Source organism: Mycolicibacterium brumae, assembly GCF_025215495.1.
GTDB classification, from domain to species: Bacteria; Actinomycetota; Actinomycetes; order Mycobacteriales; family Mycobacteriaceae; genus Mycobacterium; species Mycobacterium brumae.
In genome coordinates, this window is record NZ_CP104302.1 from 3,282,201 (window position 1) to 3,305,388 (window position 23,188).

Here is a 23,188-nt window from a genome sequence, read left to right on the forward strand (position 1 = left end):
CGGTGACGGTAGGACGCCGGTCCGGCGGCCGCAATTCAGCTGTGGATGGCTGAACACGGCGGCCGGCGCTCGGCGCCTACCGTGGCGCGATGGCAAACCAAACAACCGCCACCACCGCTGATTCCGTGCGGGTTTCGGTGTGGCACGGCGCGGCCGGGGTGGATGTCACGCTGCCCGCCCGGGTGCCGGTGGCCGCGCTGATCCCGTCGCTGTTCGAGCTCACCGCCGCGGCCGGCGGTCCTCCCGCGGCCACGCCGACGCACCTGCGCCCACCGGGCGCCGCGGCGCTGGACCCGGAGCAATGCCTGGCCGAGAGCGGCGTCGGGGACGGCGCGGTGCTGTTGCTGGAGGCCGACCCGCCGCCACCGGGGCCGACGGCACTGGAGGCGGCGGATCGGATCGCCGAACAGCAGGCCGGGGCGCAGCGGTGTTGGGACACCCCGGCGGGGCGGGTCACCGCGGGCCTGGCGGCGGTCTGGGCCGGCGCGCTGATCGGCTATCTCGGCGTGCCCGGCGGGTGGGGCGACCCAGCCCGGGTGCTGCTGTCCGGCGTCGCCGGAGTGACCGCCGCGGTGATGGCTTTCCGCAGTGCGCCAATGCTTTTCCTCGGGGTCGCCGCGGTGTTCGGGGCGCTGGCGACCGGGGCCCTGGTGGCCGCGGCGGCCGCGCTGCCGGGCTCGGGGGCCGCGGCGGTGGCGCTGCTGGCGGCGGCGGCGCTGCTGGCCGGCGCGGCCCCGGCGGCGCTGCGGTTCGGCGCCCTCGAGGACGCGGGGCGCCGGTTGACCGCGTTGGGCTCCGGCGCGGCGGTCGCCGTCGGGGTGGCCGCGCTCTGGGTGACCGCGGGCCCGGGTTGGGCGCCGGTGGCGCTGTCCGCCGCGGCGGCGACGATGCTCGCGCTGCGGGTTCCGTCCGAGTCAGACGTCATGCGGCGGGCGTCGCTGCTGATTGGCGCCGTCGGGGCCGGGTCCGCGGCGGCGATCGGTTTGGCGCGCCACGGCGCGACGGTGTGGGCCGGGGGTTGGGTGCTGGCCGCGGCGGCCGCGCTGGGCCTGCTGGCCCGGCCGGCCGGGTCACCACGGGCGGCGCCCGCATTCGCGGCCGCCGCGCTGCTGGCGGCGTTGGTCCCGCTGACGGCTTGGGTGGCCGTCGGGCCCGGGTGGCCGCGGTGAATCCGGCGCGGGCAGCGGCCCTGGCCGCGGTGTTGGTGACCATCGCGACCGGCGCCGCGCCGCCGGTGGTCGCGGATCCGGTCGCCCCGGGCCCGGTCGATTCCTCGGCGCTGCCCCCAGCGACGGCCCCGCGGCCGACCCGGCCCACTCGGCAGCGGCAGATGTGCGCGGTGTCCCCGCCCGCCGAAGCGTCCGACGCCGACCCGCTGGCCGCCCTCGACCTGCCGGCGCTGTGGCGGTTCAGTCGCGGCGCCGGGCAGAAGGTCGCGGTGATCGACACCGGCGTCGCCCGGCATCGCCGGTTGCGGGCGTTGGTCCCGGGCGGGGACTTCGTGTCCACCGGCGACGGGGCGCAGGACTGCGACGGCCACGGCACCGTCGTCGCCGGGATCATCGCCGCGGCAACCGATCCCGGTGACGGATTCTCCGGCGTCGCGCCGGACGCCTCGGTCATCGCCATCCGGCAGACCAGCGTGAAGTTCGGGCCCGCGGACACTCCCGGGGAGGTCGGCGTCGGGGACGTGGACACGTTGGCCGCGGCGGTCCGGGCGGCCGCCGATCAGGGAGCGACGGTGATCAACATCTCGACGGTGGCCTGCGGAGTGGGCCCGGTGGCCGACGGCGCGTTGGGCGCCGCGCTGGCCTATGCGGTCGACGTCAAGGACGCGGTGGTGGTGACCGCGGCGGGAAACACCGGCGGGCTGGGTCAGTGCCCGGCGCAGGTCCCCACCGGCGCCCGGTTGAGCTGGGACACCGTGACGGTGGCGGTCAGCCCGGCCTGGTACGACGACTACGTCCTGACGGTCGCGTCGGCGGCTGCCGACGGCACACCATCGGTGTTCACCATGCCCGGCCCGTGGGTGGATGTCGCCGCGCCGGGCGAGGGGCTGACGTCGTTGAACCTGGACGGAAACACGCTGGCCGACAGCGTTGCCGGGGTGGGAGCGGACGCGCCGATCTCGGGCACCAGCTATGCCGCTCCGGTGGTCGCCGGCGTCGCCGCGCTGTTGCGGGCCCGCTATCCGGAGCTCACCGCGCGCCAGGTGATGGCGCGGATCGAGTCGACCGCCGGCGGGTCGGGCTGGACGCCCGCCTTGGGCGCGGGGCTGATCGACCCGCTGGCGGCATTGGCCCCGGAGACCGTCGCGGCGCCCCCGTCGCAGACAACCGCGCAACCTATCCCGGTGACCCCGGGGGCCGTCGCGGCGCCGGACGGGCGGTTCGTCGCATTGCTCGGGACGGCGGTGTGCGCCCTGGCGCTGGCCGCGATGTGGGGTCTCAACCGATGGCGGGCTGGGCCGCGGCCGATCGGCTGAGCGCCGGTCCCGCGGGCAACGCGGCCAGCAGGCCCGGAGGCGCGGGAGTCGGTTGGTCCACGAGGCTCAGCGCCGCGACGGCGTCGGCGTCCAGCGGGTACCGGACTCCGGTGTCGTCGATCAGGGCGGTCGTCCCGCGGTCGCGGACGTACACGCTGCGCCCGGGCGGCACCAGCACCCGGTCCAGCGCGGGTCCGGCGTCGTCGGCGGTCGGCAGGGTGACCGGGCGGCGACCGGCCGGGGTGGGCGCCTCGGGGGTGAACCGGACCGCGCTCGCCTGCGGGTTCCAGTCGGCGCACAGCGCGCCGGATCCGGCGCCGCGCACCTCGCCGAGGGTGTCGGGCAGATCGCTCAGGCTCAGCACGCCGACGGTGGGGACCTCCGCCACGGTCGCGGGGTCGACGTCGCGGATCTCGGTTCGCCCGCCGGCCAGCCGGACCAGGTCCGCGGCCAGCTCCCCGATCCGCTGCACGCCGCCGGCCAGCACCAGGTAGTGCTGGTCCGCGCCGGCGTTCGGCGCCCGCAGCACCTGCCCGACCCGGGCGTCCCCGAGCGCGTCCGGACCGGGGTTTCCGGCGTCCGGGATCACCGGGACCGCCAATGGCGGGCCGTCGGGCAGCAGGGTGAGCAGCGCTGCCGACACCGACTGCGGCGCGAGTCCCTCGACGCCCAGGGCCCGGGTGATCAGCGGGTCGGCGATCTGGAATCGGCGGCCGTCGGCGAGCAGGTAGCGCCGCCCGGACGGGCCGGCCACCAGCGCGGCGTCGGCGCCGGTCGGCGGGTCGGGCGGCTCGGCGGTGATCAGCACGGTGGTGGCGCCGTCGTCGCACACCGTCCAGGTCACCGCGTCGGCCAGCAGCGGCCGGCCCGGGTCGTCGGGCGCGCCGGGGATGCCGAGGGTCGGGCCGCGGTCGGCGGTGGCCAGCGCGGCGGCGGCCACCTTGCGCGGCGGCGAGGTGGAGCCGGTGAGCAGTCGCGCCGAGCTCAGGTTGAGCACCGGGTGCACGGTGTCCTCCAGCCGCACATACAGCGCGCCGGTGTCGGCGACCATCACGATGGCCGCGTCGCCGAGCGTCGCCGGGGTCTTCAACCGGGGCAGCGCCACCGCGCCGGCGACCAGCAGGCCAGCCGCGACGGCGCCCGCGATGAGGGCGGTCGTGACGGTCGGGCCGGCGTCGCGGCGGTCGGGGTCGCCGTAGCGCAGCGCCGCGATGGCGCGCCGGCGCAGGAACGGGTGGGTGGGTGCGCTCATCCCGGCACGCTACGGCCGGCGGGGCGCCGGCGTGTTCAGCTGTTCACAGGTCGCGGTGCTGGTGGGCTTGGCGTTCCCGGTAGGCGGCCACATGTTGGCGGTTGCCGCAGTTGCCGGTGTCGCAGAACCGCCGGGACCGGTTTCGGGAGAGGTCGACGAGCACCGCGTCGCAGTCCGGGGCGGCGCAGATCTTGAGGCGGCGCAATTCGCCGTCCCGGATGACGTCGGCCAGCGCCATCCCGACCTCGGCGCCGATGCGCTGGGCCAGCGGGTCGTCGTCGGCGGACAGGTGCAGGTGCCATTCGGGCAGTTCCGGGTGCCGGGTCAGCCAGGGCCGCGCGCCGGTGTCGGCCAGCAGCTCGTTCACCGCGGCGACGGCGGCGGTCTCGTCGCCGGCGAGCGCCCAGATGCCACCGAGCCGGTCGCGTAGATCCCACACCGCGGCGAGTTCGGCGTCGTCGCCGTCCCGGCGTCCGGTCCACACCCACTCGTTGAGGAACGCGCCCAGCAGACGCTGGTCACCCAGCTGCTCGCCGCCGACCCGGTTGGTGTTGACCAAGGCGGCGGCGCAGCGCAGCGACAACTCCGTGTCATGACTGAAATTCATTTGACTCATGACTCCCTTCGGTCATATCGTCATGAGCGAAGTTGATTTTACTCATGAGGAGTTCACGGTGCTGCAGCGATTCGCCCCGGCCAATCATTTCCGGCTGGGCTTGGCCTTCGCGCTGACCTCGGCGATGTGCTTCGGCCTGTCCGGCCCGTTCGCCAGGTCGCTGATGAACGCCGGCTGGTCCCCCACCGCCGCGGTGCTGGCCCGGATGGCCGGCGGCGCGCTGGTGATGACGGTGGTGGCCACCGCTGTGCGGCCCGGTTGGTGGACCGAGGCGGTCAAGCACCGCCGGATCATCGTCGTCTACGGCTTGGTTCCGATCGCCGGCGCGCAACTGGCCTACTACAACGCCGTCGCGCACCTCAGCGTTGGCGTGGCGCTGCTGCTGGAATACACGGCGCCGGTGCTGGTGGTGGCCTGGCTGTGGGGCACCACGCGCCGACGGCCGTCGAACAAGACGCTGGCCGGGGTCGGCATGGCGATCGCCGGGATCATGCTGGTGCTCGACGTGTTCAGCTCCGCCGCCATCAGCGGCGTCGGCGTGGCATGGGGGCTGGCCGCCGCGGTCTGCGCGGCCTGCTATTTCATGATGAGCAACATCAGCGACACCACGTCGGCGGACGGCACCGCGCTGAGCCCGATCACGCTGGCCACCGGCGGCCTGTGGTTCGGCGCCGGCGGCGTCGGTCTGCTGGGCGTGTCCGGCCTGATGCCGCTGCAGTTCGGCTCCGCCGACGTGGTCATCGGCGGCGCCACGCTGTCCCCGCTGGTGGCGGTCGCGGTGCTGGCCGTGGTGCCCACCGCGATGGCCTACACGTTCGGCATCATGGGCGTCGCGCTGCTCAAGCCAGGCTTCGCCTCGCTGCTCGGACTCTCCGAGGTGTTGTTCGCCGTGCTGTGGGCCTGGCTGTTGATCGGCGAGGCGATGACCGTGACCCAGCTGATCGGCGGCGCCGTGGTGTTGGCCGGGCTGGCGCTGGCGCGCGATCAGCAGCCGCAGATCATCGAAACCACCCTCGCCGGTCCGGAGGGCGAACCGGAGACGCGGAAACCGATTCTGAAGAGCGGCTAACATAATCATCGTGGCGACCGACAAAACTTCCGTGCTCCGTAATCGCAGTGCCCGACTCCTGTCGGCGGTTTCCGCCGTCGCGCTGGGCTTCGGCCTGCTGACCGCAGCCCCGGCGGCGATGACCGCCGTGGCCTCGGCGGCCGACTGTCCCGACATCGAAGTGGTGTTCGCCCGCGGCACCAGCGAAGGCCCCGGCGTCGGCCGGATCGGCAATGCGTTCATCAACGACCTGCGCGGCATGGTCGGCGGACGCTCGGTGGGCGAGTACGCGGTGAACTACCCGGCCGATTACGACTTCCTGCAGGCCGCCGGCGGCGCCAACGACGCCAGCGCGCACATTCAGTGGATGATGGCCAACTGCCCGGCCACTCGCCTGGTGCTGGGCGGCTACTCCCAGGGCGCGGCGGTGGTCGACGCCGTCGCCGCGCTGCCCTTCCCCGGCCTGGGCTTCGACATGCCGCTGCCCGCCAACGCCGTCGACCACGTCGCGGCCATCGCGGTGTTCGGCAACCCGACCGCGAAGACCGGGATGCCGCTGACCATGAGCCCCACCTGGGGGTCGCGGACCATCGACCTGTGCAACCCGGGCGACATCGTCTGCGACAGCTGGGCCTGGAGCGAGGACGTCGGACCGCACCGCGCCTACGACGGTGGCCCGGCGTACGCCGCCGCCCAGTTCGTCGCGGCCCGCGTCTAGGGAACCGTGAGCGTCCGCCGCTGGCTCGCGCCGGCCTGCGCGGCCGTGCTCGCCTTGGCGTTGCTGTCCCCGCTGACGCCCGCGGCCGCCGCCGCGGACTGCCCGGACACCGAACTGGTCTTCGCCCGCGGCCGCAATGAGGCGCCCGGCGCCGGCCAGATCGGCAACACCCTGCACCAACTGCTGTCGGCCAAGACCGGCAAGAACATTCGGCTGTACGCGGTGAACTATCCGGCGAACACCGAGGTCGACATCGGCGCCAATGACATGAGCCGGCGCATCCAGAGTGTGATCGCCAGCTGCCCGGGCACCCGGATCGTGGTGGGCGGCTATTCGCTGGGCGCCGCGGTCAGCGATGTGGTGCTGGCGGTGCCGATGCCGTTCATCACCTTCCGCAGTCCACTGCCGGATTCGGCGTCCAACAGCATCGCCGCGGTCGCCCTGTTCGGCAACGGTTTTCAGTGGGTGGGGCCGATCACCAGTTTCAACCCGGTGTATCGGGCGCGGACCATCGAGCTGTGCCACGGCGACGACCCGATCTGCAATCCGACCGATCCGCGGAACTGGCAGGCCCGCTGGCCGGACCACCTGGCGCCGGCGTATATCAAGGCGGGCCTGGTGAATCAGGCCGCCGACTTTGTGGCCGCACGGCTCTAGTGACGCGCGAGCGCGCGGCCAGTTCCGGATCCGCGGGGTAGTCCACGGCGACCAGGGTCAGCCCGCGGGCCGGTGCGGCGGCGAAATCGCTTGACCGGCGGTCATTTTGGAGCAGCGCGGCGATCCATTCCGGGGGCCGACGGCCCTCCCCCACCGCCAGCAGCGCGCCGACCAGCGAACGCACCATGTTCCAGCAGAACGCGTCGGCGCTGACGCGGGCGATGACATCCTGCCCGGAGCGCTCCCAGTCCAGCCGCTGCAGTTCCCGGATGGTGGTGGCGCCCTCGCGATGCCGGCAGAACGCGGCGAAGTCGCGCAGCCCCAACAGTTTCGCCGACGCCTGGTTCATCGCGTCGACGTCGAGCGGCCGGGCCCACGGCGTGACGAACCGGGCGCGCTGCGGGTCGACGCCGTAGGCAGCCGTGCTCAGCCGGTACTCGTAATGCCGGCGCAACGCGGAGAACCGGGCGTCGAAATCCGCTGCGGCCCGGGTGATGTCGCGGACCCGCACGTCCGGTGGCAGGAAGCGGGCGAGTCGGCGGACCAGCGGGAGGAACTCCGGTTCGCCGTCCGGGCGCGGCGTCCGCGGGTAGGCGTGCACGAGGGCGGCCTCGGGGACATCGAGGTGGGCGACCTGACCGGTGGCGTGCACCCCGGTGTCGGTGCGTCCGGCGGCGCGCAGCGTCACCGGTTCCCGGAACACCGCGGCCAGGCGCTCCTCGATCACCCCGGCGACCGTGCGCTGACCGGCCTGGGTGGCCCAGCCGGCGAATTCGGTTCCGTCGTAGGCGATGTCGAGGCGCAGACGAACATGCCCGCCACCGGTGTCGGGGGCGGGCATGTTCGGTTTCGCTTCGCTACTTGGCAGCGTCATCCTCGGCGGGCGCCTCGGCCTCGGCCTCGACCTCGGCGGTCTGGGCGTCGGCGATGGCCTCGTCCTCGGCCTCGACTGCCTCAACCGGGGTCTCGGCGGGGGCCTCGGCCTCGTCGGCCTTGGGCTCCTCAACCTTGGCGGCCTGGGCCGGCTTGGCCTTGCGGGCCCGCTCGGCCTCGGAGGTGACGGTCTTCTCCTTCACCAGCTCGATGACCGCCATCGGGGCGTTGTCGCCCTTGCGGTTGCCGACCTTGACGATCCGGGTGTAGCCGCCGTCGCGATCGTCGTAGAAGGGGGCGATCTCGGCGAACAGGATGTGCACGACATCCTTGTCGCGGATCTTCTTCATGACCTCGCGGCGGTTGTGCAGCGCGCCCTTCTTGGCGTGCGTGATCAGCTTCTCCGCGTACGGCCGCAGCGCCCGGGCCTTCGGCTCGGTCGTGGTGATCCGGCCGTGCTCGAACAGCGAGGTGGCCAGGTTGGCCAGCAGCGCCTTCTGGTGCGAGGACGATCCGCCGAAGCGGGCGCCCTTGGTGGGCTTGGGCATTGCGACTATCTCCTAAATGGGGCCGGTCCCCGTATCAGGTAGGACCGGGACGGATCGGGTCAGGTGACCCTGGGGGTTACAGCTGCTCGGTCTCGGCGTAGTCCTGGTTGTCGTCCAGGTCGTAGCCGGCGTCGCTGGTCCAGGTGCCGGTGGCGACGTCGTAGCCGGCGACCTCGGACGGATCGAAGGTGGCCGGGGAGTCCTTGAGGGCCAGACCCAGCTGATGCAGCTTGATCTTCACCTCGTCGATGGACTTCTGGCCGAAGTTGCGGATGTCCAGCAGATCGGACTCCGTGCGCGCCACCAGCTCGCCGACGGTGTGCACACCCTCGCGCTTGAGGCAGTTGTAGGAACGCACCGTCAGGTCCAGGTCGTCGATCGGCAGCGCGAAGCTGGCGATGTGGTCGGCTTCCTGCGGCGACGGGCCGATCTCGATGCCCTCGGCGTCGACGTTGAGCTCACGGGCCAGACCGAACAGCTCGACCAGGGTCTTGCCGGCCGACGCCAAGGCGTCGCGCGGGCTGATCGAGTTCTTGGTCTCGACGTCGAGGATCAGCTTGTCGAAGTCGGTGCGCTGCTCGACGCGGGTGGCCTCCACCTTGTAGGTGACCTTCAGCACCGGCGAGTAGATGGAGTCGACCGGGATGCGGCCGATCTCCGCGCCGGAGGCCTTGTTCTGCACGGCCGGGACGTACCCGCGGCCGCGCTCGACGACGAGCTCGACCTCGAGCTTGCCCTTGTCGTTCAGGGTGGCGATGTGCAGATCCGGGTTGTGCACGGTGACACCGGCCGGCGGCACGATGTCGGCGGCGGTGACCTCACCGGGGCCCTGCTTGCGCAGGTACATGGTGACCGGCTCGTCCTCTTCCGAGGAGACGACCAGGCTTTTGAGGTTCAGGATGATGTCGGTGACGTCTTCCTTCACCCCGGGGACGGTGGTGAACTCGTGCAGCACGCCGTCGATCCGGATGCTGGTGACCGCCGCGCCCGGGATGGACGACAGCAGGGTGCGGCGCAGCGAGTTGCCGAGGGTGTAGCCGAAGCCCGGCTCCAACGGCTCGATGACGAACTGGGACCGGTTGTCGGCCAGCGTCTCTTCGCTGAGGGTGGGTCGCTGAGAGATCAGCATGGGTGGTGTTTCTCCTTCTCGGCACCCGCTATTTGATGCCGGTTGGGGGTGATTACTTCGAGTAGAGCTCGACGATCAGCTGCTCGGTCAGCGGCACGTCGATCTGTGCGCGCTCGGGCAGCTGGTGGACCAGGATGCGCTGACGCTCGCCGACGACCTGAATCCAGGACGGGATCGGACGATCGCCGGCGGTCTCCCGGGCGATGATGAACGGGTCGGTGTTCAGCGACTTGTCGCGGACGTCGACGATGTCGTACTGCGACACCCGGTAGCTGGGGACGTCGACCTTCACGCCGTTGACGGTGAAGTGCCCGTGGCTGACCAGCTGGCGGGCCATCCGGCGGGTGCGCGCCAGACCGGCGCGGTACACGACGTTGTCCAGCCGGCTCTCCAGGATCTGCAGCAGGTTCTCGCCGGTCTTACCCGGCTTGCGAACCGCTTCCTCGTAGTAGCGGCGGAACTGCTTCTCCATCACGCCGTAGGTGAAGCGGGCCTTCTGCTTCTCCTGCAGCTGCAGGCGGTATTCGCTCTCCTTGATCCGCGCGCGGCCGTGCTGGCCGGGCGGGTAGGGGCGCTTTTCGAACGACTGATCGCCGCCGACGAGGTCGACGCCGAGGCGGCGCGACTTGCGGGTGACGGGTCCGGTGTAACGAGCCATGTTCTTAAGTCCTCTCTAGCCCTAGACCCGGCGCCGCTTGGGCGGACGGCAACCGTTGTGCGGCTGCGGCGTGACGTCGGAGATCTGCCCGACCTCCAGGCCGGCGGCCTGCAGCGAGCGGATGGCGGTTTCGCGGCCCGAACCCGGGCCCTTGACGAACACGTCGACCTTCTTGACGCCGTGCTCCTGCGCCTTGCGGGCGGCGTTCTCGGCGGCCAGCTGGGCGGCGAACGGGGTCGACTTGCGCGAACCCTTGAAGCCCACGTGACCCGAGGACGCCCACGCGATCACGTTGCCCTGGGGGTCGGTGATCGAAACGATGGTGTTGTTGAAGGTGCTCTTGATGTGCGCGGCGCCGTGCGGAACGTTCTTCTTTTCCTTGCGCCGAGTGGTGGTCTTGCCGCGCTTGGCGGCGGATTTCTGCGGAGGCATATCTGCTTACCTGGCCTTCTTCTTGCCGGCGATGGTGCGCTTCGGACCCTTGCGGGTGCGCGCGTTGGTCTTGGTTCGCTGGCCGCGGACAGGCAGGCCGCGGCGGTGCCGCAGGCCCTGGTAGCAGCCGATCTCGATCTTGCGGCGGATATCGGCCTGCACCTCGCGGCGCAGATCGCCTTCCACCTTGAGGTTGCCCTCGATGTAGTCGCGCAGCTGGGTCACCTGATCATCGGTGAGGTCCTTGGTGCGCTGGTCCCGCGAGATGCCGGTGGCGTCCAGGATTTCCTGGGAGCGGGTACGGCCGATGCCGTAGATGTAGGTCAACGCGATCTCCATGCGCTTATCGCGCGGGAGGTCGACGCCCATGAGACGTGCCATGTGGCAGTTCTTCCTTCTTCATTGCGGAGGTCTGGTCCCAGCCCGTTCCCCTCATCGGGGTCCGGCCTCCGTGCCGGACGTGTGTCGAGTGCGAATCACTCGGGTGGTGCTGGGAGTTCATCAATTCAGTTGTGGGTGCTGCTTGCGCGGGTCTTAGCCCTGCCGCTGCTTGTGGCGGGGATCGGAGCAGATCACCATGACCCGCCCATGCCGGCGGATCACCCTGCACTTGTCGCAGATCGGCTTGACGCTCGGGTTCACCTTCACGGCTGTTCGATCCTTCGTTCTTTCAGGTGTTGCGGGCGCGCGCGCCCGCAACCACGGTCGGTTACTTCAGGTGCTACTTGTAGCGGTAGACAATGCGGCCGCGGGACAGGTCGTAGGGAGACAACTCCACGACCACCCGGTCCTCCGGCAGGATGCGGATGTAGTGCTGCCGCATCTTGCCACTGATGTGGGCGAGCACCTTGTGTCCGTTCTCCAGCTCAATGCGGAACATCGCATTGGGCAGGGGTTCGACCACGCGGCCCTCGACCTCGATGGCGCCGTCTTTCTTGGCCATACTGTGTGACGATCCTGTCGTTTCGGTTTCGTATCTGGTGGGAGCACCTGTGCGGGAACAGCAGGCGCACCGACTAAGAACGTGGGCTCCTACCAGGGCATTCCGCCGAACGAAGAAAACACACAAAAAAGCCGGCGCGACGACCGCACCGTCTGCCCACGATACCCGCTGCATCCCCGCCCGCCAAAATCGCGGCGACCACACCCCCGCCGCGATGAGACAATGAGTTCAACGACTTCCCCGCGCGGCCGGAAAGGACCCTGTGACCACAGCGTACGTGGCGATGTTCGCAATCGGCGGGATCGCCGTGCTGGTGACGCTGCTGCTCACCGACATCGACCTCGGCGGGACGCACGACGGGCTGCCGTTCCTGAGCCTGACCGGGCTGTCCGCCGGCCTGCTGGGTGCGGGGGCCGGCGGGCTGGTCAGCGGCTGGGCCGGGCTCGGCGGGCTGGGCTCCGGCCTGATCGCCGCCGGCAGCGGCGTCGCGCTGATGTTCGCGCTGCAGGGGCTGCTGCTGCCCTACCTGCGCCGGCAGGAAGCCAACTCCCATCGCGGCCGGGCGTCCTACATCGGCCTGCTCGGCGAAGTGACTCTGGATGTGCCGGCCGACGGCTGGGGCGAGGTGTCCTTCGTCGACCCCGACGGCAACCGGGTGCGCGCCCGGGCCATCACCGCCGAACCCGAAGCGCTGCCCAAATCCACCCGGATCTACATCGCCGATGTGGACTCCGAGTTCGTTCACGTCGTCGCCGTTCAGGCGATTTAACCGACCAGGGGGTCTTGAACCATGTCCACGCTGATGATCGTCGTCATCGCCGCCGTGGCGGCGCTGTTGTTGCTGGTCGCGCTGCCGCTGATCTATGTGAAGAACTACATCAAGGTGCCGCCGAACGAGGTGGCGGTGTTCACCGGCCGCGGCACCCCGAAGGTGGTGCGCGGCGGGGCGCGGTTCCGGATGCCCGGCATCGAGCGGGTCGACATCATGAGCCTGGAGCCGTTCAACGTCAACATCAACCTGCAGAACGCGCTGAGCAGCAACGGCGTGCCGGTCAACGTCGAGGCTGTCGGCCTGGTCCGCATCGGATCGGCCGATGAGGCCGTGCAGACCGCCGTGCAGCGCTTCCTCACCTCCGACCAGGAGGAGCTGCGCCGACAGATCAACGAGATCCTGTCCGGTTCGCTGCGCGGCATCACCGCGACGATGACGGTCGAGGACCTGAACTCCAACCGCGACTCGCTGGCCCGCTCGGTGGTCGAGGAAGCCGGCGGCGACCTGGCCCGTATCGGCATGGAGGTCGACGTGCTCAAGATCGCCGGCATCTCCGACCGAAACCAGTATCTGGAGTCCCTCGGCCAGCGCCGGATCGCCGAGGTCAAGCGGGACGCCGCGATCGGCACCGCCGAGGCCGAGCGGGACGCGCAGATCGAATCCGCCAAGGCCCGCCAGGCCGGCGCGGTCGCCCAGGCCGAGGCCGACACCGCGATCGCCTCGGCCAACCAGCGCCGCGATGTGGAACTGGCCCGGCTGCGCGCCCAGACCGAGGCGGAGAACGCTCAGGCAGATCAGGCCGGACCGCTGGCCAACGCCCGCGCGCAGAAGGACGTCGGCATCGCCGTCGAGCAGGCCGAAGCCGCCCGGGTGCAGGCCCGCATCGAGGTGGAGCAGCGCCGCAGCGAGCAGGCCCAGGCCGCGCTGCAGGCTGACGTGATCGCGCCCGCCGAGGCGCAGCGCCAGGCCGACATCAAGCTGGCCGAGGGCCGTCGTCAGTCCGCGATCCTGGCCGCCGAGGCCAGCGCCGCGGCCGCCCGTCAGGCCGGTGAGGCTGAGGCCGACGCCCGCAAGGCCGCCGCCGACGCGCTGCGGGTGGAACGCCAGGCCCAGGCCGACGGCACCCGCGCGGAGCTGCTGGCCAAGGCCGAGGGCACCAAGGCCGAGCTGACCGCCAAGGCCGAAGGCACCAAGGCCGAGCTGATGGCCGAGGCCGACGGCATCAAGGCGCGGCTGTTCGCCGAGGCGGAGGGCAAGAAGGAGGTCGCCGCGGCGCTGAACAGCTTCAGCCCGGAGGCCGCCCGACTGCAGACCCTGCCCGACGTGCTGAACTCGGTGGTCAAGGCCACCGAGGCGGCCGCGATGCCGCTGGCCTCCATCGACCGGATGTCGATTATCGGCGGGTCCTCGGACGCCCAGGACTCCGTCGGCGGACTGCTGGGTGTGAGCCCGCTGGCGGTGGCCAAGATCGTCGAGGCGCTGAAGTCCTCGGGGATCGATCTGGGGGCCATGCTGGCGCCGACCGAGACCAAGGACTAGCTAGCTGACCGGGCCGTCGACGGAGTAGCGCAGCCAGACGCTGCCGTCGTCGAGGGCCTGCACGCCGAGCAGCGTGAACCCGATGGGCACGGCGGCGGAGTACTTCTCGTTGGCCTCGAACACGGAGTTGGTGTGGTTCTCGCCGTCGGCGACGGGCATCAGGACCAGTGAGACCTCGTCGCAGAGGCCGTCGCGGATCATCGACCAGTTCAGGTTCGCGCCGCCGCCGAGGATGACCTCGTCGACGCCGAAGGCCTCACCGATCTTGCGGACCGCCAACTCCATGTCGAGGCGGTCCTCACCGGCGATCAGGTAGGACACCCCGATCGAGCGCAGGTGCGCCTTGTAGGTGTCGCTCGCCTGCGCACTGAGGAGCTCGACGATGTGCGTTTTCGCGTCGAAGTAGTCGAAGCTGTTCTGCCGCCAGGGCAGCGTTCCGGATCAGGTTGAAGTACTCACGCTGGGCGATCATGCCGCGCTCGGTCGGGTTGGCGATGCCGTCGATCTTCCCGTTGAGCAGGGTGTGCATGTGGCAGATGATCTTGGGACGGGTCATGGCCCCATGCTGCCAGCGACCGCGGTTCCGATGGCAATCCACTCCTCGAGGTCGAGCGCGGTCCGCAGATGCTGAGCGTCCACCTGGACCCAACCGCGCATCTCCTTGGCCCCCATCTCGGCCGGGCGAGCCGGGGTGGTCCGCAGCAGCTCCGCGGCGGCCGCCGCGTCGCCGACCCGGACCCAGAGGCCGCTGGCATTGACGACGACGGCAATACGCCCGTCGAGCAGGAACGCCAGCGCGCCGAACATCGCCTTCTCGCTCAACGAGGGCCGGCCGTCCAGCACAGCCCGCACTCGGGCGGCGAGATCCGCGTCGAAGCGCATGTGCCAAAGCTACGCCCGTCCGCGCTCTAGCATTGGGCGCATGCGTTTGCTGGTGACCGGTGGTGCGGGGTTCATCGGCGCGAACTTCACACACTCCTGGGCCAACGAAAATCCTGGAGACCAGATCACCGTCGTCGACTCGCTGACCTACGCGGGCAGCGCGGACACCCTCGCGCCGCTCGGGGAGGCGGTGGAGCTGGTGGTCGGCGACATCACCGACGCCGCGCTGGTCGACGAGCTGGTCGCCGGCGCCGACGCCGTCGTGCACTTCGCCGCCGAAACCCACGTCGACAACTCGCTGACCGGGCCGTCGGCGTTCGTCCAGTCCAATCTCGTCGGCACCTTCACGATCCTGGAGGCGGTGCGCCGGCACGGCACCCGGCTGCACCACATCTCCACCGACGAGGTCTACGGCGACCTGCCGCTGGACGCCCCGGACATCCGCTTCACCGCGGACACCCCGTACAACCCGTCGAGCCCGTACTCGGCGACCAAGGCCGGCTCGGACATGCTGGTGCGGGCTTGGGTGCGCTCCTTTCGTGTGGCAGCGACGCTGTCGAACTGCTCGAATAACTTCGGCCCGTACCAGCACGTGGAGAAGTTCATCCCGCGCCAGATCACCAACCTGCTGACCGGCCGGCGCGCCAAGCTCTACGGCGCCGGCGCGAACGTGCGGGACTGGATCCACGTCGAGGACCACAATGCCGCGGTGCGAGCCATCCTGGCCGGCGGGCGGATCGGGCAGACCTATCTGATCGGCGCGGACTGCGAACGCTCCAACCTCGCCGTGCTGCAGACCCTGCTGGAGATCATGGGCCACGACCCGGACGATTTCGACCACGTCGCCGATCGGGCCGGGCATGACCTGCGGTATGCGATCGACTCCTCGGCGCTGCGTGAGGAGCTGGGCTGGGCGCCGGCGCACACCGACTTCCCCGCCGCGCTCGCGGCCACGGTGGACTGGTACCGCGCCAACGAGGCCTGGTGGGCGCCGCTGAAGGACGCCGTCGAAGCCGGCTACACCGAACGGGGACAATGATGGCGTTTCGCGAATTGGGCATCCCCGGCGCGTGGGAGCTCACCCCGAGGGCGCACGGCGATGACCGCGGGTCGTTCTTCGAATGGTTCACCGACGCGGAGTTCACCGCGATGACCGGACACCGGCTGGATCTGCGGCAGGCAAACTGCTCGACGTCCTCGGCGGGTGTGCTGCGCGGGCTGCACTTCGCGCAACTACCGCCGAGCCAAGCCAAGTACGTCACCTGCCTGCGCGGATCGGTCTACGACGTCGTCGTCGACATCCGGGTGGGTTCGCCCACGTTCGGCCGCTGGGACGCGGTCACCCTCTCCGAGCAGAAACACAACTCGGTGTACCTGGCGGAGGGGCTGGCGCACGGTTTCCTGGCGCTCGAGGACGACGCGACGGTGATGTACCTGTGCTCGGCGGGCTACGCCCCGGACCGGGAGCACACCATCGCCGCGACGGACCCGGAGATCGGGATCGTGTGGCCGGACACCGTGTTCGGGGCGACGCACACCCAATCCCCCCGCGACCGGGACGCGCCGTCGCTGGCCGAGGTGGCCGCCGCGGGGCTGTTGCCGTCCTGGGATGAGACGCAGGCGTTCATCGGGCGGCTTCCCTAAGACCGAACGCGGCATTCCCTTGCGGAGAACCGGCGGTGGGGCCTACCATTCCCAAATTACTAGGATATGCAAGTAATTCACGGTGAGGACCCCATGACAGCCACCATCCCGCACTTCGTCGACGGCGCGCGCACCACGCTGAACTCCACCCGCAGCGCCGACGTGCTGGACCCGAGCACCGGCGCCGCGCAGGCCCAGGTGCTGCTCGCCTCGGCCGCCGATGTCGACGCCGCCGTCGGCTCCGCTGTCGCAGCCCAGAAGGAGTGGGCGGCCTGGAATCCGCAGCGCCGCGCCCGGGTGCTGATGAAGTTCATCGAGCTGGTCAACGCCAACGCCGACGAACTGGCCGAACTGCTGTCAAAAGAGCACGGCAAGACCGTCGCCGACAGCCACGGCGACATCCAACGCGGCATCGAGGTGATCGAATTCGCCGTCGGCATCCCGCACCTGCTCAAGGGCGAGTTCACCGAGGGCGCCGGGTCCGGCATCGACGTGTACTCGATGCGCCAGCCACTGGGCGTCGTCGCCGGCATCACCCCGTTCAACTTCCCCGCGATGATCCCGCTGTGGAAAGCCGGCCCGGCGCTGGCCTGCGGCAACGCGCTGATCCTCAAACCCTCCGAGCGGGACCCGTCGGTGCCGCTGCGGCTGGCGGAGCTGTTCATCGAGGCCGGGTTGCCGCCCGGAGTCCTGCAGGTGGTCAACGGCGACAAGGAAGCCGTCGACGCGATCATCGAACACCCGGACATCAAGGCCATCGGTTTCGTCGGCTCCTCCGACATCGCCCAGTACATCTATTCCGGCGCGGCCGCCCACGGCAAGCGCGCGCAGTGCTTCGGCGGGGCGAAGAACCACATGATCGTGATGCCCGACGCCGATCTGGACCAGGCCGTCGACGCGCTGATCGGGGCCGGCTACGGCAGCGCGGGCGAGCGCTGCATGGCGATCTCCGTCGCGGTTCCGGTCGGCGAGGAGACCGCCAACCGGCTCCGCAACCGGCTGGTCGAGCGCATCGAAGCGCTGCGCGTCGGACACAGCCTGGACCCCAAGGCCGACTACGGCCCGCTGGTCACCGGCGCCGCGCTGCAGCGGGTGCGCGACTACATCGGCCAGGGCGTGGAGGCCGGCGCGGACCTGGTGGTCGACGGCCGGGAGCGCGGCGCCACCGAATTGAGCTTCGACGGCGAGGACCTGTCGAACGGGTTCTTCATCGGCCCCACCCTGTTCGACCACGTCACCTCCGACATGTCGATCTACACCGACGAGATCTTCGGCCCCGTGCTGTGCATCGTGCGAGCCGGCAGCTACGAAGAGGCGCTCGCCCTGCCCACCGAGCACGAGTACGGCAACGGGGTGGCGATCTTCACCCGCGACGGCGACACCGCCCGCGACTTCGTGTCCCGCGTGCAGGTCGGCATGGTGGGGGTGAATGTGCCGATCCCGGTGCCGGTGTCCTACCACAGCTTCGGCGGCTGGAAGCGCTCCGGCTTCGGCGACCTGAACCAGTACGGCACCGCCTCGATCCAGTTCTACACCAAGGTCAAGACCGTCACCGAGCGCTGGCCGTCGGGCATCAAGGACGGCGCCGAATTCGTCATCCCCACCTTCAAATGAGCGCCGCATTCGACACCGACGATGACGACCGGGTGCTGATCGACACCGCCGCCGCGTTCGCCGCCAAGCGCATCGCGCCGCACGCGCTGGAGTGGGACGCCACCAAGCACTTCCCCGTCGACGTGCTGCGCGCGGCCGCCGAGCTCGGCATGGCCGCCATCTACTGCGACGAGAACCTCGGCGGGGCCGGGCTGCGCCGGATCGACGCGGTGCGGATCTTCACCGAGCTGGCCGCCGCCGACCCGGTGATCGCCTCCTTCCTGTCCATCCACAACATGTGCGCGTGGATGGTCGACCGGTACGGCGACGACGAGCAACGGGAGCAGTGGATCCCCCGGCTGGCGAGCATGGACGTGATGGCGAGCTACTGCCTGACCGAGCCGGGCGCCGGCAGTGACGCCGCGGCGCTGCGGACCCGCGCGGTGCGCGACGGGGAGCACTACGTGCTCGACGGGGTCAAGCAGTTCATCTCCGGCGCCGGGGCCTCGGATCTGTACGTGGTGATGGCCCGCACCGGCGCCGACGGCCCCCGCGGCATCTCGGCGTTCCTGGTCGAGCGCGACACGCCCGGCCTGGGTTTCGGGACGAGCGAGGCGAAGATGGGCTGGAACGCCCAACCCACCGCGCAGGTGATCCTCGAAGGCGTGCGGGTGCCGGCCTCGGCCATGCTCGGCGGCGCGCGCGGCGAGGGCGCCGGGTTCGGCATCGCGATGAACGGTCTCAACGGCGGCCGGCTCAATATCGCGGCCTGCTCCCTGGGCGGCGCGCGCACCGCCTACGAGAAGGCCCGCGGCTACGTCCGGGACCGGGACGCGTTCGGCGCCAAACTGATCGACGAACCGACCATCCGGTTCGCCCTGGCCGATATGGCTACCGGCCTGGAGACCTCCCGGCTGATGCTGTGGCGGGCCGCGGCGGCCCTGGACGCCGACGCGCCCGACAAGGTCGAATTGTGCGCGATGGCCAAGCGCTACGTGACCGACACCTGCTTCGGCGTCGCCGACGCGGCGCTGCAGCTGCACGGCGGCTACGGATATCTGCGCGAGTACGGGGTGGAGAAGATCGTCCGGGACCTGCGGGTGCACCGCATCCTGGAGGGCACGAACGAGATCATGAAAGTGGTGGTCGGGCGCGCCGAAGCCGCTCGCGCCGACGGAAAGGACTGAGCCGATGACGACGGTGGCGTTCCTCGGGCTGGGGAACATGGGCGGACCGATGGCGAAGAACCTGGTCGCCGCCGGGCTGGAAGTGCGCGGTTTCGACCCGGTCCCGGCGGCCGCGCAGGCCGCGACGGAGGCCGGTGTCACCGTCTGCGGCAGTGTCACCGAAGCGGTGGCGGGCGCGCAGGTGGTCATCACCATGCTGCCCAACGGGGACCTGGTCAAAGGCTGCTACGCGGAGATCCTGCCCGCCGCGCCGCCGGGCGCGCTGCTCATCGACAGCTCGACCATCTCCGTCGACGACGCCCGCGAGGTCAACGCGCGGGCCACCGCGGCCGGGTTCGGCCAGCTCGACGCGCCGGTGTCCGGCGGGGTCAAGGGGGCGGTGGCAGGCACCCTGGCGTTCATGGTCGGCGGCGCCGAGGACGCGGTGGCCGCGGCCCGGCCGGTGCTGGAGCCGATGGCCGCCAAGGTGGTGCACTGCGGGGCCGCGGGCGCCGGTCAGGCCGCCAAGGTGTGCAACAACATGGTGCTGGCGGTGCAGCAGATCGCCGTCGGGGAGGCGTTCGTGCTGGCCGAACGCCTGGGCTTGAGCGCGCAGTCGCTGTTCGACGTGATCACCGGCGCCACCGGGAATTGCTGGGCGGTGCACACCAACTGTCCGGTGCCCGGCCCCGTTCCGACCTCGCCGGCCAACAATGACTTCAAGCCGGGGTTCGCCACCGCGCTGATGAACAAGGACCTGCAACTGGCGATGGACGCGGTGCGCTCGACGGGGTCCGCGGCGCCGCTGGGCAGCCACGCGGCGACGATCTACGCCGAGTTCGGCGAGCAGCACGCCGGACTGGACTTCTCCGCCGTCATCGAGACCCTGCGAGGCGACGATCAAGCGGCGTGGAACGAGCCGCGATGAGGAGGCCCGCCAATCAGAGCCCGCTAGTAGTCGCCCGCGCTGTGGCGCAGAGCGTCGATGGCGCCGACCAGTGCCCGGGACTGCTCGGGTGACACGCCGATGTCGGCGAACACCTGCTCGTTGAGTGTCACAGTGGCCCGCTCGACCAGCTCCCGGCCCGCCGAGGTGATCGCCACCAGGGTGGTGCGGCCGTCGGTGGGATGCGGCGCGCGGGAGACCAGCCCGGCGGACTCGAGGCGCCGGATGGCGTGCGTGACGCTGGTGACGTGCACCTGCAGCCGCGCCGACGCCTTCGCGATGGGCAGCGCGCCGGTCCGGCTGAAGGCCAGCAGCCGCAGCAACTCGAAGCGGGAGAAGCTCAGATCGTAGGGCCGCAGCGCGGTCTCCACCCGGGCCAGCAGGATCTGGTGGGCCCGCATCACCGAGGTCACCGCCACCATGCCGTCGGCGACGTCGCCCCAGCCGGCCTTCGCCCAGTTCGCCCGGGCGACGGCGATGGGGTCGTCAGTCACCGATCACACCGCGGCGGTCAGGACCCGCGGGCCGTCCTCGGTGACGGCGACGGTGTGCTCCCAGTGCGCCGCGCGGGAACCGTCGGCGGTGACCACGGTCCAGTTGTCGGCGAGGATCTTGGTCTTGGTGGCGCCCAGGGTCAGCATCGGCTCGATGGCCAGCACCGATCCGACCGCCAGCAGCGGGCCCTTGCCGGGCGCGCCCTCGTTGGCCAGGAACGGGTCCATGTGCATCTCTCGGCCGATGCCGTGACCGCCGTAGCCGGAGACGATGCCGAAGCGCCGGCCCAACTGCTTCTCGGCGGCCTTGGTGCCCTGCTCGATGGCGTGCGAGACGTCCGTCAGCCGGTTGCCGGGCAGCATCGCGGCGATGCCGGCCTCCAGCGACAGCCGGGTGGCCTCGCTCAGCGCGGCGTCGGCCTCGCTCAGCTCGCCGATCCCGAAGGTCACCGCGGAGTCGCCGTGCCAGCCGCCCAGGACCGCGCCGCAGTCGATGGACACCAGGTCCCCGTCGGCGAGCACGTCGCCGGCCGACGGGATGCCGTGCACCACCCGATCGTTGACCGAGGCGCAGATGGTGGCCGGGAAGCCGTGGTAGCCGAGGAACGACGGGATGCCGCCGCCGTCGCGGATCACCGTCTCGGCGATCAGGTCCAGGCCCAGCGTCGACTCGCCGGGCCGCGCGGCCTCCCGGACGGCGGCCAGCGCGGCGGCGACCAGCGCCCCGGCCGCGGCCATCGCGTCCAGTTCGGCGGCGGTGCGGGTCGGCACCACCTTGCGGGTCCGCAGCCCGGCGAAGCCCATCAGCAGTTACCGGCCCAGTGCCTGCAGCGCCCGGGCGAACACCTCGTCGAGCTCACCGACGGCGTCGACGGTCTTCACGTCGGCGGCGTAGTAGTCCAACAGCGGCGCGGTCTCGGTGTCGTACACCTTGAACCGGTTCCGGATGACCTCTTCGGTGTCGTCGGCGCGGCCGCGGCCCATCAGCCGGGACACCAGCTCCTCTTCGGGCACCCGGAACTCCACCACCGCGTCGAGCGCCAGGCCGCGCTTGGCCAGCATCGCCGCCAGCGCCTCGGCCTGCTCGACGGAGCGGGGGTAGCCGTCCAGGATGAACCCGTTGGCGGCATCCGGCTGGTCCAGCCGGTCGTCGACCAGGGCATTGGTCAGCTCAGCCGGGACCAGGTCGCCGGCGTCCAGGTAGCGCTTGGCTTCGACGCCGAGCGCGGTGCCGGTGCTGATGTTGTGCCGGAACAGGTCGCCGGTGGAGATCTGCGGGACGCCGAGCGTCTCGGCAAGTTTGACGGCCTGGGTGCCTTTGCCGGCGCCGGGAGCGCCGAGAAGAACAATTCTCACTTGAGGAACCCTTCGTAGTTGCGCTGCATGAGCTGGCTCTCGATCTGCTTAACCGTATCGAGACCGACGCCGATCATGATCAGAACGGCGACACCGCCGAACGGCAGGTTCTGCAGAGTGTTGCCGCCACCCATCTGCAGGAAGAGGTTCGGCAGCACGGCGATCACGCCCAGGTAGATCGAGCCGGGCAGGGTGATGCGGCTGAGCACGTAGCGCAGGTAGTCGGCGGTGGGCTTGCCCGGGCGGATGCCGGGGATGAATCCACCGAACTTCTTCATCTCGTCGGCCCGCTCGTCGGGGTTGAACGTGATGGAGACGTAGAAGTAGGTGAAGAAGATGATCATGCCGAAGTAGACGGCGATGTAGATCGGGTCCGCCGGGTTGGTCAGGTGGCCCGCGACGAACTTCTCCCACCAGCTGTTGCCGGCGCCGCCGCTGCCGCTCTGCACCAGTTGGGTGACCAGGTGCGGGATGTAGATCAGCGACGAGGCGAAGATGACCGGGATGACGCCGGCCTGGTTGACCTTCAGCGGCAGGTAGGTGGAGGTGCCGCCGTACATCTTGCGGCCGACCATGCGCTTGGCGTACTGCACGGGGATGCGGCGCTGGCCCTGCTCGACGAACACCACGCCGATCAGGATCGCCAGCGCGGCCACACAGACCAGGGCGAAGGTGGTGGGGCCGCGGTCGTCCAGGATGGACTTGCCCTCGGACGGGATGCGGGCCACGATGCCGGCGAAGATCAGCAGCGACATGCCGTTGCCGATGCCGCGCTCGGTGATCAGCTCGCCCATCCACATCACCAGCGCGGCGCCCGCGGTCATCACCACGACGATGGTGAACAGGGTGAAGATGCTGTCGTCGGTCAGGATGTCCAGGTCGCAGCCCTGCATCAGGCCACCGTTGGCGGCCAGCGCCACGATGCTGGTGGACTGCAGGATCGCCAGCGCGATCGACAGGTAGCGGGTGTACTGCGTCATCTTCGCCTGGCCGGCCTGGCCTTCCTTGCGCAACTGTTCGAAGCGCGGGATGACCACGGTCAGCAGCTGCACGATGATGCTGGCGGTGATGTAGGGCATGACGCCGACGGCGAACACCGCCAATTGCAGCAGCGCGCCGCCGGAGAACAGCGTGATCAGCGAGTAGAGCTGCGCGGAGTCACCCGAGTTGATGATGTCGATGCACTGGTGGACGTTGCGGGTGTTCACCCCCGGGGACGGCAGCGTTGCGCCGACCCGGTAGAGCAGCACGATGCCGAGGGTGAAAAGGATCTTCCGCCTCAGGTCCGGTGTCCGCAGCGACGAGATAAAAGCCGAGAGCACTCATTCCTCCTGGACAGCCAGCGGGTCGCGGCATGCCGATGTGGCTGGACGGACCAGCGTCGGTTGTTCTGTGCGTTCGCGCCCCGATCCCCCCTGACCGGAAGCCGGCAGAACG

Annotated in this window: 29 protein-coding genes; 12 read left to right on the plus strand and 17 right to left on the minus strand. The window is 70.5% G+C overall.

All coding sequences use genetic code 11. From position 1 onward, the window contains the following. The first annotated feature begins 89 nt into the window (after window positions 1-89). Entirely contained in the window at window positions 90-1,169 is a 1,080-nt protein-coding gene (locus L2Z93_RS19325; RefSeq protein WP_090588163.1) for an EsaB/YukD family protein, read from the plus strand. Beyond that, complete coding sequence (gene mycP, locus L2Z93_RS15915) at window positions 1,136-2,485, plus strand: type VII secretion-associated serine protease mycosin (protein ID WP_272938666.1); 1,350 nt, start codon at window positions 1,136-1,138, stop codon at window positions 2,483-2,485. The genes L2Z93_RS19325 and mycP overlap by 34 nt, the downstream gene beginning before the upstream one ends. Here the strand turns inward: mycP and eccB are convergent. Then, window positions 2,448-3,737: a type VII secretion protein EccB gene (eccB, locus tag L2Z93_RS15920; RefSeq protein WP_090588165.1), complete on the minus strand. Its 1,290-nt coding sequence runs from the start codon at window positions 3,735-3,737 to the stop codon at window positions 2,448-2,450. The two genes, mycP and eccB, sit on opposite strands and share 38 nt — an antisense overlap. A gap of 43 nt (window positions 3,738-3,780) precedes the next feature. After that, window positions 3,781-4,344: a CGNR zinc finger domain-containing protein gene (locus L2Z93_RS15925; protein ID WP_090588168.1), complete on the minus strand. Its 564-nt coding sequence runs from the start codon at window positions 4,342-4,344 to the stop codon at window positions 3,781-3,783. Window positions 4,345-4,375: 31 nt separating this feature from the next. Between L2Z93_RS15925 and L2Z93_RS15930 the strand changes: the two genes are divergently transcribed. The 3 genes from L2Z93_RS15930 to L2Z93_RS15940 are packed head-to-tail and all read left to right on the plus strand — an operon-like array spanning window position 4,376 to window position 6,776. Then, on the plus strand, window positions 4,376-5,422 hold the full coding sequence (locus tag L2Z93_RS15930; RefSeq protein WP_090588170.1) for an EamA family transporter: 1,047 nt from the start codon (window positions 4,376-4,378) through the stop codon (window positions 5,420-5,422). 10 nt (window positions 5,423-5,432) lie between these two features. Further along, window positions 5,433-6,119: a cutinase family protein gene (locus tag L2Z93_RS15935; RefSeq protein ID WP_370745869.1), complete on the plus strand. Its 687-nt coding sequence runs from the start codon at window positions 5,433-5,435 to the stop codon at window positions 6,117-6,119. A gap of 6 nt (window positions 6,120-6,125) precedes the next feature. After that, window positions 6,126-6,776 (plus strand): cutinase family protein, encoded by a 651-nt coding sequence (locus L2Z93_RS15940; protein WP_090588173.1) that lies wholly within the window; start codon window positions 6,126-6,128, stop codon window positions 6,774-6,776. On the opposite strand, the gene truA is transcribed toward L2Z93_RS15940, so the two are convergent. From truA to infA, 8 genes are all read right to left on the minus strand, one after another. Then, window positions 6,724-7,650 (minus strand): tRNA pseudouridine(38-40) synthase TruA, encoded by a 927-nt coding sequence (truA, locus tag L2Z93_RS15945; RefSeq protein WP_193438855.1) that lies wholly within the window; start codon window positions 7,648-7,650, stop codon window positions 6,724-6,726. The two genes, L2Z93_RS15940 and truA, sit on opposite strands and share 53 nt — an antisense overlap. Continuing rightward, window positions 7,634-8,197 (minus strand): 50S ribosomal protein L17, encoded by a 564-nt coding sequence (gene rplQ, locus L2Z93_RS15950; protein ID WP_090588177.1) that lies wholly within the window; start codon window positions 8,195-8,197, stop codon window positions 7,634-7,636. Before rplQ ends, truA begins: the two co-directional genes overlap by 17 nt. A 76-nt stretch (window positions 8,198-8,273) precedes the next feature. Then, the gene (locus tag L2Z93_RS15955) at window positions 8,274-9,326 is read right to left on the minus strand and encodes a DNA-directed RNA polymerase subunit alpha (protein WP_090588182.1); all 1,053 of its coding nucleotides are present in this window, start codon (window positions 9,324-9,326) and stop codon (window positions 8,274-8,276) included. A 52-nt stretch (window positions 9,327-9,378) separates the two neighbouring features. Further along, complete coding sequence (gene rpsD, locus L2Z93_RS15960) at window positions 9,379-9,984, minus strand: 30S ribosomal protein S4 (protein WP_090588185.1); 606 nt, start codon at window positions 9,982-9,984, stop codon at window positions 9,379-9,381. Window positions 9,985-10,005: 21 nt separating this feature from the next. Then, window positions 10,006-10,416, minus strand: coding sequence for a 30S ribosomal protein S11 (gene rpsK / locus L2Z93_RS15965; protein ID WP_090588187.1), 411 nt, complete (start codon window positions 10,414-10,416; stop codon window positions 10,006-10,008). 6 nt (window positions 10,417-10,422) lie between these two features. After that, window positions 10,423-10,797, minus strand: coding sequence for a 30S ribosomal protein S13 (gene rpsM, locus L2Z93_RS15970; RefSeq protein ID WP_090588189.1), 375 nt, complete (start codon window positions 10,795-10,797; stop codon window positions 10,423-10,425). A gap of 153 nt (window positions 10,798-10,950) precedes the next feature. Further along, window positions 10,951-11,064: a 50S ribosomal protein L36 gene (gene rpmJ, locus L2Z93_RS15975; RefSeq protein ID WP_003879483.1), complete on the minus strand. Its 114-nt coding sequence runs from the start codon at window positions 11,062-11,064 to the stop codon at window positions 10,951-10,953. 73 nt (window positions 11,065-11,137) lie between these two features. Next, window positions 11,138-11,359, minus strand: a complete 222-nt coding sequence (gene infA, locus L2Z93_RS15980) for a translation initiation factor IF-1 (RefSeq protein WP_003418601.1) — start codon at window positions 11,357-11,359, stop codon at window positions 11,138-11,140. Window positions 11,360-11,621: 262 nt separating this feature from the next. Here infA and L2Z93_RS15985 point away from each other — a divergent pair, with 262 nt between their 5' ends. Beyond that, window positions 11,622-12,128 (plus strand): NfeD family membrane protein, encoded by a 507-nt coding sequence (locus L2Z93_RS15985; protein ID WP_090588193.1) that lies wholly within the window; start codon window positions 11,622-11,624, stop codon window positions 12,126-12,128. 21 nt (window positions 12,129-12,149) lie between these two features. Continuing rightward, window positions 12,150-13,670 (plus strand): flotillin family protein, encoded by a 1,521-nt coding sequence (locus tag L2Z93_RS15990; RefSeq protein ID WP_090588195.1) that lies wholly within the window; start codon window positions 12,150-12,152, stop codon window positions 13,668-13,670. Here L2Z93_RS15990 and L2Z93_RS15995 read toward each other — a convergent pair whose 3' ends face one another. From L2Z93_RS15995 to L2Z93_RS16005, 3 genes are read right to left on the minus strand one after another with little or no spacing between them, the layout of a single operon-like run. After that, window positions 13,671-13,991 carry a dihydrofolate reductase family protein gene (locus tag L2Z93_RS15995; RefSeq protein ID WP_234786086.1) on the minus strand — a complete coding sequence of 107 codons (321 nt, stop codon included), beginning with the start codon at window positions 13,989-13,991 and terminating at the stop codon, window positions 13,671-13,673. Further along, window positions 13,969-14,226 (minus strand): hypothetical protein, encoded by a 258-nt coding sequence (locus L2Z93_RS16000; protein WP_128111843.1) that lies wholly within the window; start codon window positions 14,224-14,226, stop codon window positions 13,969-13,971. Before L2Z93_RS16000 ends, L2Z93_RS15995 begins: the two co-directional genes overlap by 23 nt. Beyond that, window positions 14,223-14,552, minus strand: a complete 330-nt coding sequence (locus L2Z93_RS16005) for a TfoX/Sxy family protein (RefSeq protein WP_090588202.1) — start codon at window positions 14,550-14,552, stop codon at window positions 14,223-14,225. Before L2Z93_RS16005 ends, L2Z93_RS16000 begins: the two co-directional genes overlap by 4 nt. A 40-nt stretch (window positions 14,553-14,592) precedes the next feature. On the opposite strand from L2Z93_RS16005, the gene rfbB reads away from it, so the two are divergent. The 5 genes from rfbB (at window position 14,593) to mmsB (ending at window position 19,883) form a co-directional block, all read left to right on the plus strand. Then, a complete protein-coding gene (gene rfbB / locus L2Z93_RS16010) occupies window positions 14,593-15,591 on the plus strand; it encodes a dTDP-glucose 4,6-dehydratase (protein WP_090588205.1) in 999 nt (332 codons plus the stop codon). Then, the gene (rfbC, locus tag L2Z93_RS16015; RefSeq protein ID WP_090588208.1) at window positions 15,591-16,196 is read left to right on the plus strand and encodes a dTDP-4-dehydrorhamnose 3,5-epimerase; all 606 of its coding nucleotides are present in this window, start codon (window positions 15,591-15,593) and stop codon (window positions 16,194-16,196) included. The genes rfbB and rfbC overlap by 1 nt, the downstream gene beginning before the upstream one ends. A gap of 93 nt (window positions 16,197-16,289) precedes the next feature. Beyond that, window positions 16,290-17,810 (plus strand): CoA-acylating methylmalonate-semialdehyde dehydrogenase, encoded by a 1,521-nt coding sequence (locus tag L2Z93_RS16020; RefSeq protein WP_090588211.1) that lies wholly within the window; start codon window positions 16,290-16,292, stop codon window positions 17,808-17,810. Next, entirely contained in the window at window positions 17,807-18,976 is a 1,170-nt protein-coding gene (locus L2Z93_RS16025; RefSeq protein ID WP_090588214.1) for an acyl-CoA dehydrogenase family protein, read from the plus strand. The genes L2Z93_RS16020 and L2Z93_RS16025 overlap by 4 nt, the downstream gene beginning before the upstream one ends. A 4-nt stretch (window positions 18,977-18,980) precedes the next feature. Then, entirely contained in the window at window positions 18,981-19,883 is a 903-nt protein-coding gene (mmsB, locus tag L2Z93_RS16030; protein WP_090588216.1) for a 3-hydroxyisobutyrate dehydrogenase, read from the plus strand. A 23-nt stretch (window positions 19,884-19,906) separates the two neighbouring features. Here the strand turns inward: mmsB and L2Z93_RS16035 are convergent, their stop codons facing one another. Genes L2Z93_RS16035 through secY form a run of 4 tightly spaced genes read right to left on the minus strand, consistent with a single transcriptional unit; the run spans window position 19,907 to window position 23,073 of the window. Beyond that, a complete protein-coding gene (locus L2Z93_RS16035; RefSeq protein WP_090588219.1) occupies window positions 19,907-20,395 on the minus strand; it encodes a MarR family winged helix-turn-helix transcriptional regulator in 489 nt (162 codons plus the stop codon). Between the two features lie 3 nt (window positions 20,396-20,398). Further along, a complete protein-coding gene (gene map, locus L2Z93_RS16040) occupies window positions 20,399-21,199 on the minus strand; it encodes a type I methionyl aminopeptidase (protein ID WP_090588221.1) in 801 nt (266 codons plus the stop codon). A 6-nt stretch (window positions 21,200-21,205) separates the two neighbouring features. Further along, on the minus strand, window positions 21,206-21,751 hold the full coding sequence (locus L2Z93_RS16045) for an adenylate kinase (RefSeq protein WP_090588224.1): 546 nt from the start codon (window positions 21,749-21,751) through the stop codon (window positions 21,206-21,208). Further along, on the minus strand, window positions 21,748-23,073 hold the full coding sequence (secY, locus tag L2Z93_RS16050; protein WP_090588227.1) for a preprotein translocase subunit SecY: 1,326 nt from the start codon (window positions 23,071-23,073) through the stop codon (window positions 21,748-21,750). Before secY ends, L2Z93_RS16045 begins: the two co-directional genes overlap by 4 nt. Between the last annotated feature and the right edge of the window lie 115 nt (window positions 23,074-23,188).

What these genes read in the sequence shown, in the direction of transcription:
- L2Z93_RS19325 (WP_090588163.1), top strand. Translation starts at nt 90, where the DNA reads ATGGCAAACCAAACAACCGCCACCACCGCTGATTCCGTGCGGGTTTCG.
- eccB (WP_090588165.1), bottom strand. Translation starts at nt 3,737, where the DNA reads ATGAGCGCACCCACCCACCCGTTCCTGCGCCGGCGCGCCATCGCGGCG.
- L2Z93_RS15925 (WP_090588168.1), bottom strand. Translation starts at nt 4,344, where the DNA reads ATGAATTTCAGTCATGACACGGAGTTGTCGCTGCGCTGCGCCGCCGCC.
- L2Z93_RS15930 (WP_090588170.1), top strand. Translation starts at nt 4,376, where the DNA reads ATGAGCGAAGTTGATTTTACTCATGAGGAGTTCACGGTGCTGCAGCGA.
- truA (WP_193438855.1), bottom strand. Translation starts at nt 7,650, where the DNA reads ATGACGCTGCCAAGTAGCGAAGCGAAACCGAACATGCCCGCCCCCGAC.
- rplQ (WP_090588177.1), bottom strand. Translation starts at nt 8,197, where the DNA reads ATGCCCAAGCCCACCAAGGGCGCCCGCTTCGGCGGATCGTCCTCGCAC.
- L2Z93_RS15955 (WP_090588182.1), bottom strand. Translation starts at nt 9,326, where the DNA reads ATGCTGATCTCTCAGCGACCCACCCTCAGCGAAGAGACGCTGGCCGAC.
- rpsD (WP_090588185.1), bottom strand. Translation starts at nt 9,984, where the DNA reads ATGGCTCGTTACACCGGACCCGTCACCCGCAAGTCGCGCCGCCTCGGC.
- rpsK (WP_090588187.1), bottom strand. Translation starts at nt 10,416, where the DNA reads ATGCCTCCGCAGAAATCCGCCGCCAAGCGCGGCAAGACCACCACTCGG.
- rpsM (WP_090588189.1), bottom strand. Translation starts at nt 10,797, where the DNA reads ATGGCACGTCTCATGGGCGTCGACCTCCCGCGCGATAAGCGCATGGAG.
- infA (WP_003418601.1), bottom strand. Translation starts at nt 11,359, where the DNA reads ATGGCCAAGAAAGACGGCGCCATCGAGGTCGAGGGCCGCGTGGTCGAA.
- L2Z93_RS15990 (WP_090588195.1), top strand. Translation starts at nt 12,150, where the DNA reads ATGTCCACGCTGATGATCGTCGTCATCGCCGCCGTGGCGGCGCTGTTG.
- L2Z93_RS16000 (WP_128111843.1), bottom strand. Translation starts at nt 14,226, where the DNA reads ATGACCCGTCCCAAGATCATCTGCCACATGCACACCCTGCTCAACGGG.
- L2Z93_RS16005 (WP_090588202.1), bottom strand. Translation starts at nt 14,552, where the DNA reads ATGCGCTTCGACGCGGATCTCGCCGCCCGAGTGCGGGCTGTGCTGGAC.
- rfbB (WP_090588205.1), top strand. Translation starts at nt 14,593, where the DNA reads ATGCGTTTGCTGGTGACCGGTGGTGCGGGGTTCATCGGCGCGAACTTC.
- rfbC (WP_090588208.1), top strand. Translation starts at nt 15,591, where the DNA reads ATGGCGTTTCGCGAATTGGGCATCCCCGGCGCGTGGGAGCTCACCCCG.
- L2Z93_RS16020 (WP_090588211.1), top strand. Translation starts at nt 16,290, where the DNA reads ATGACAGCCACCATCCCGCACTTCGTCGACGGCGCGCGCACCACGCTG.
- L2Z93_RS16025 (WP_090588214.1), top strand. Translation starts at nt 17,807, where the DNA reads ATGAGCGCCGCATTCGACACCGACGATGACGACCGGGTGCTGATCGAC.
- mmsB (WP_090588216.1), top strand. Translation starts at nt 18,981, where the DNA reads ATGACGACGGTGGCGTTCCTCGGGCTGGGGAACATGGGCGGACCGATG.
- map (WP_090588221.1), bottom strand. Translation starts at nt 21,199, where the DNA reads ATGGGCTTCGCCGGGCTGCGGACCCGCAAGGTGGTGCCGACCCGCACC.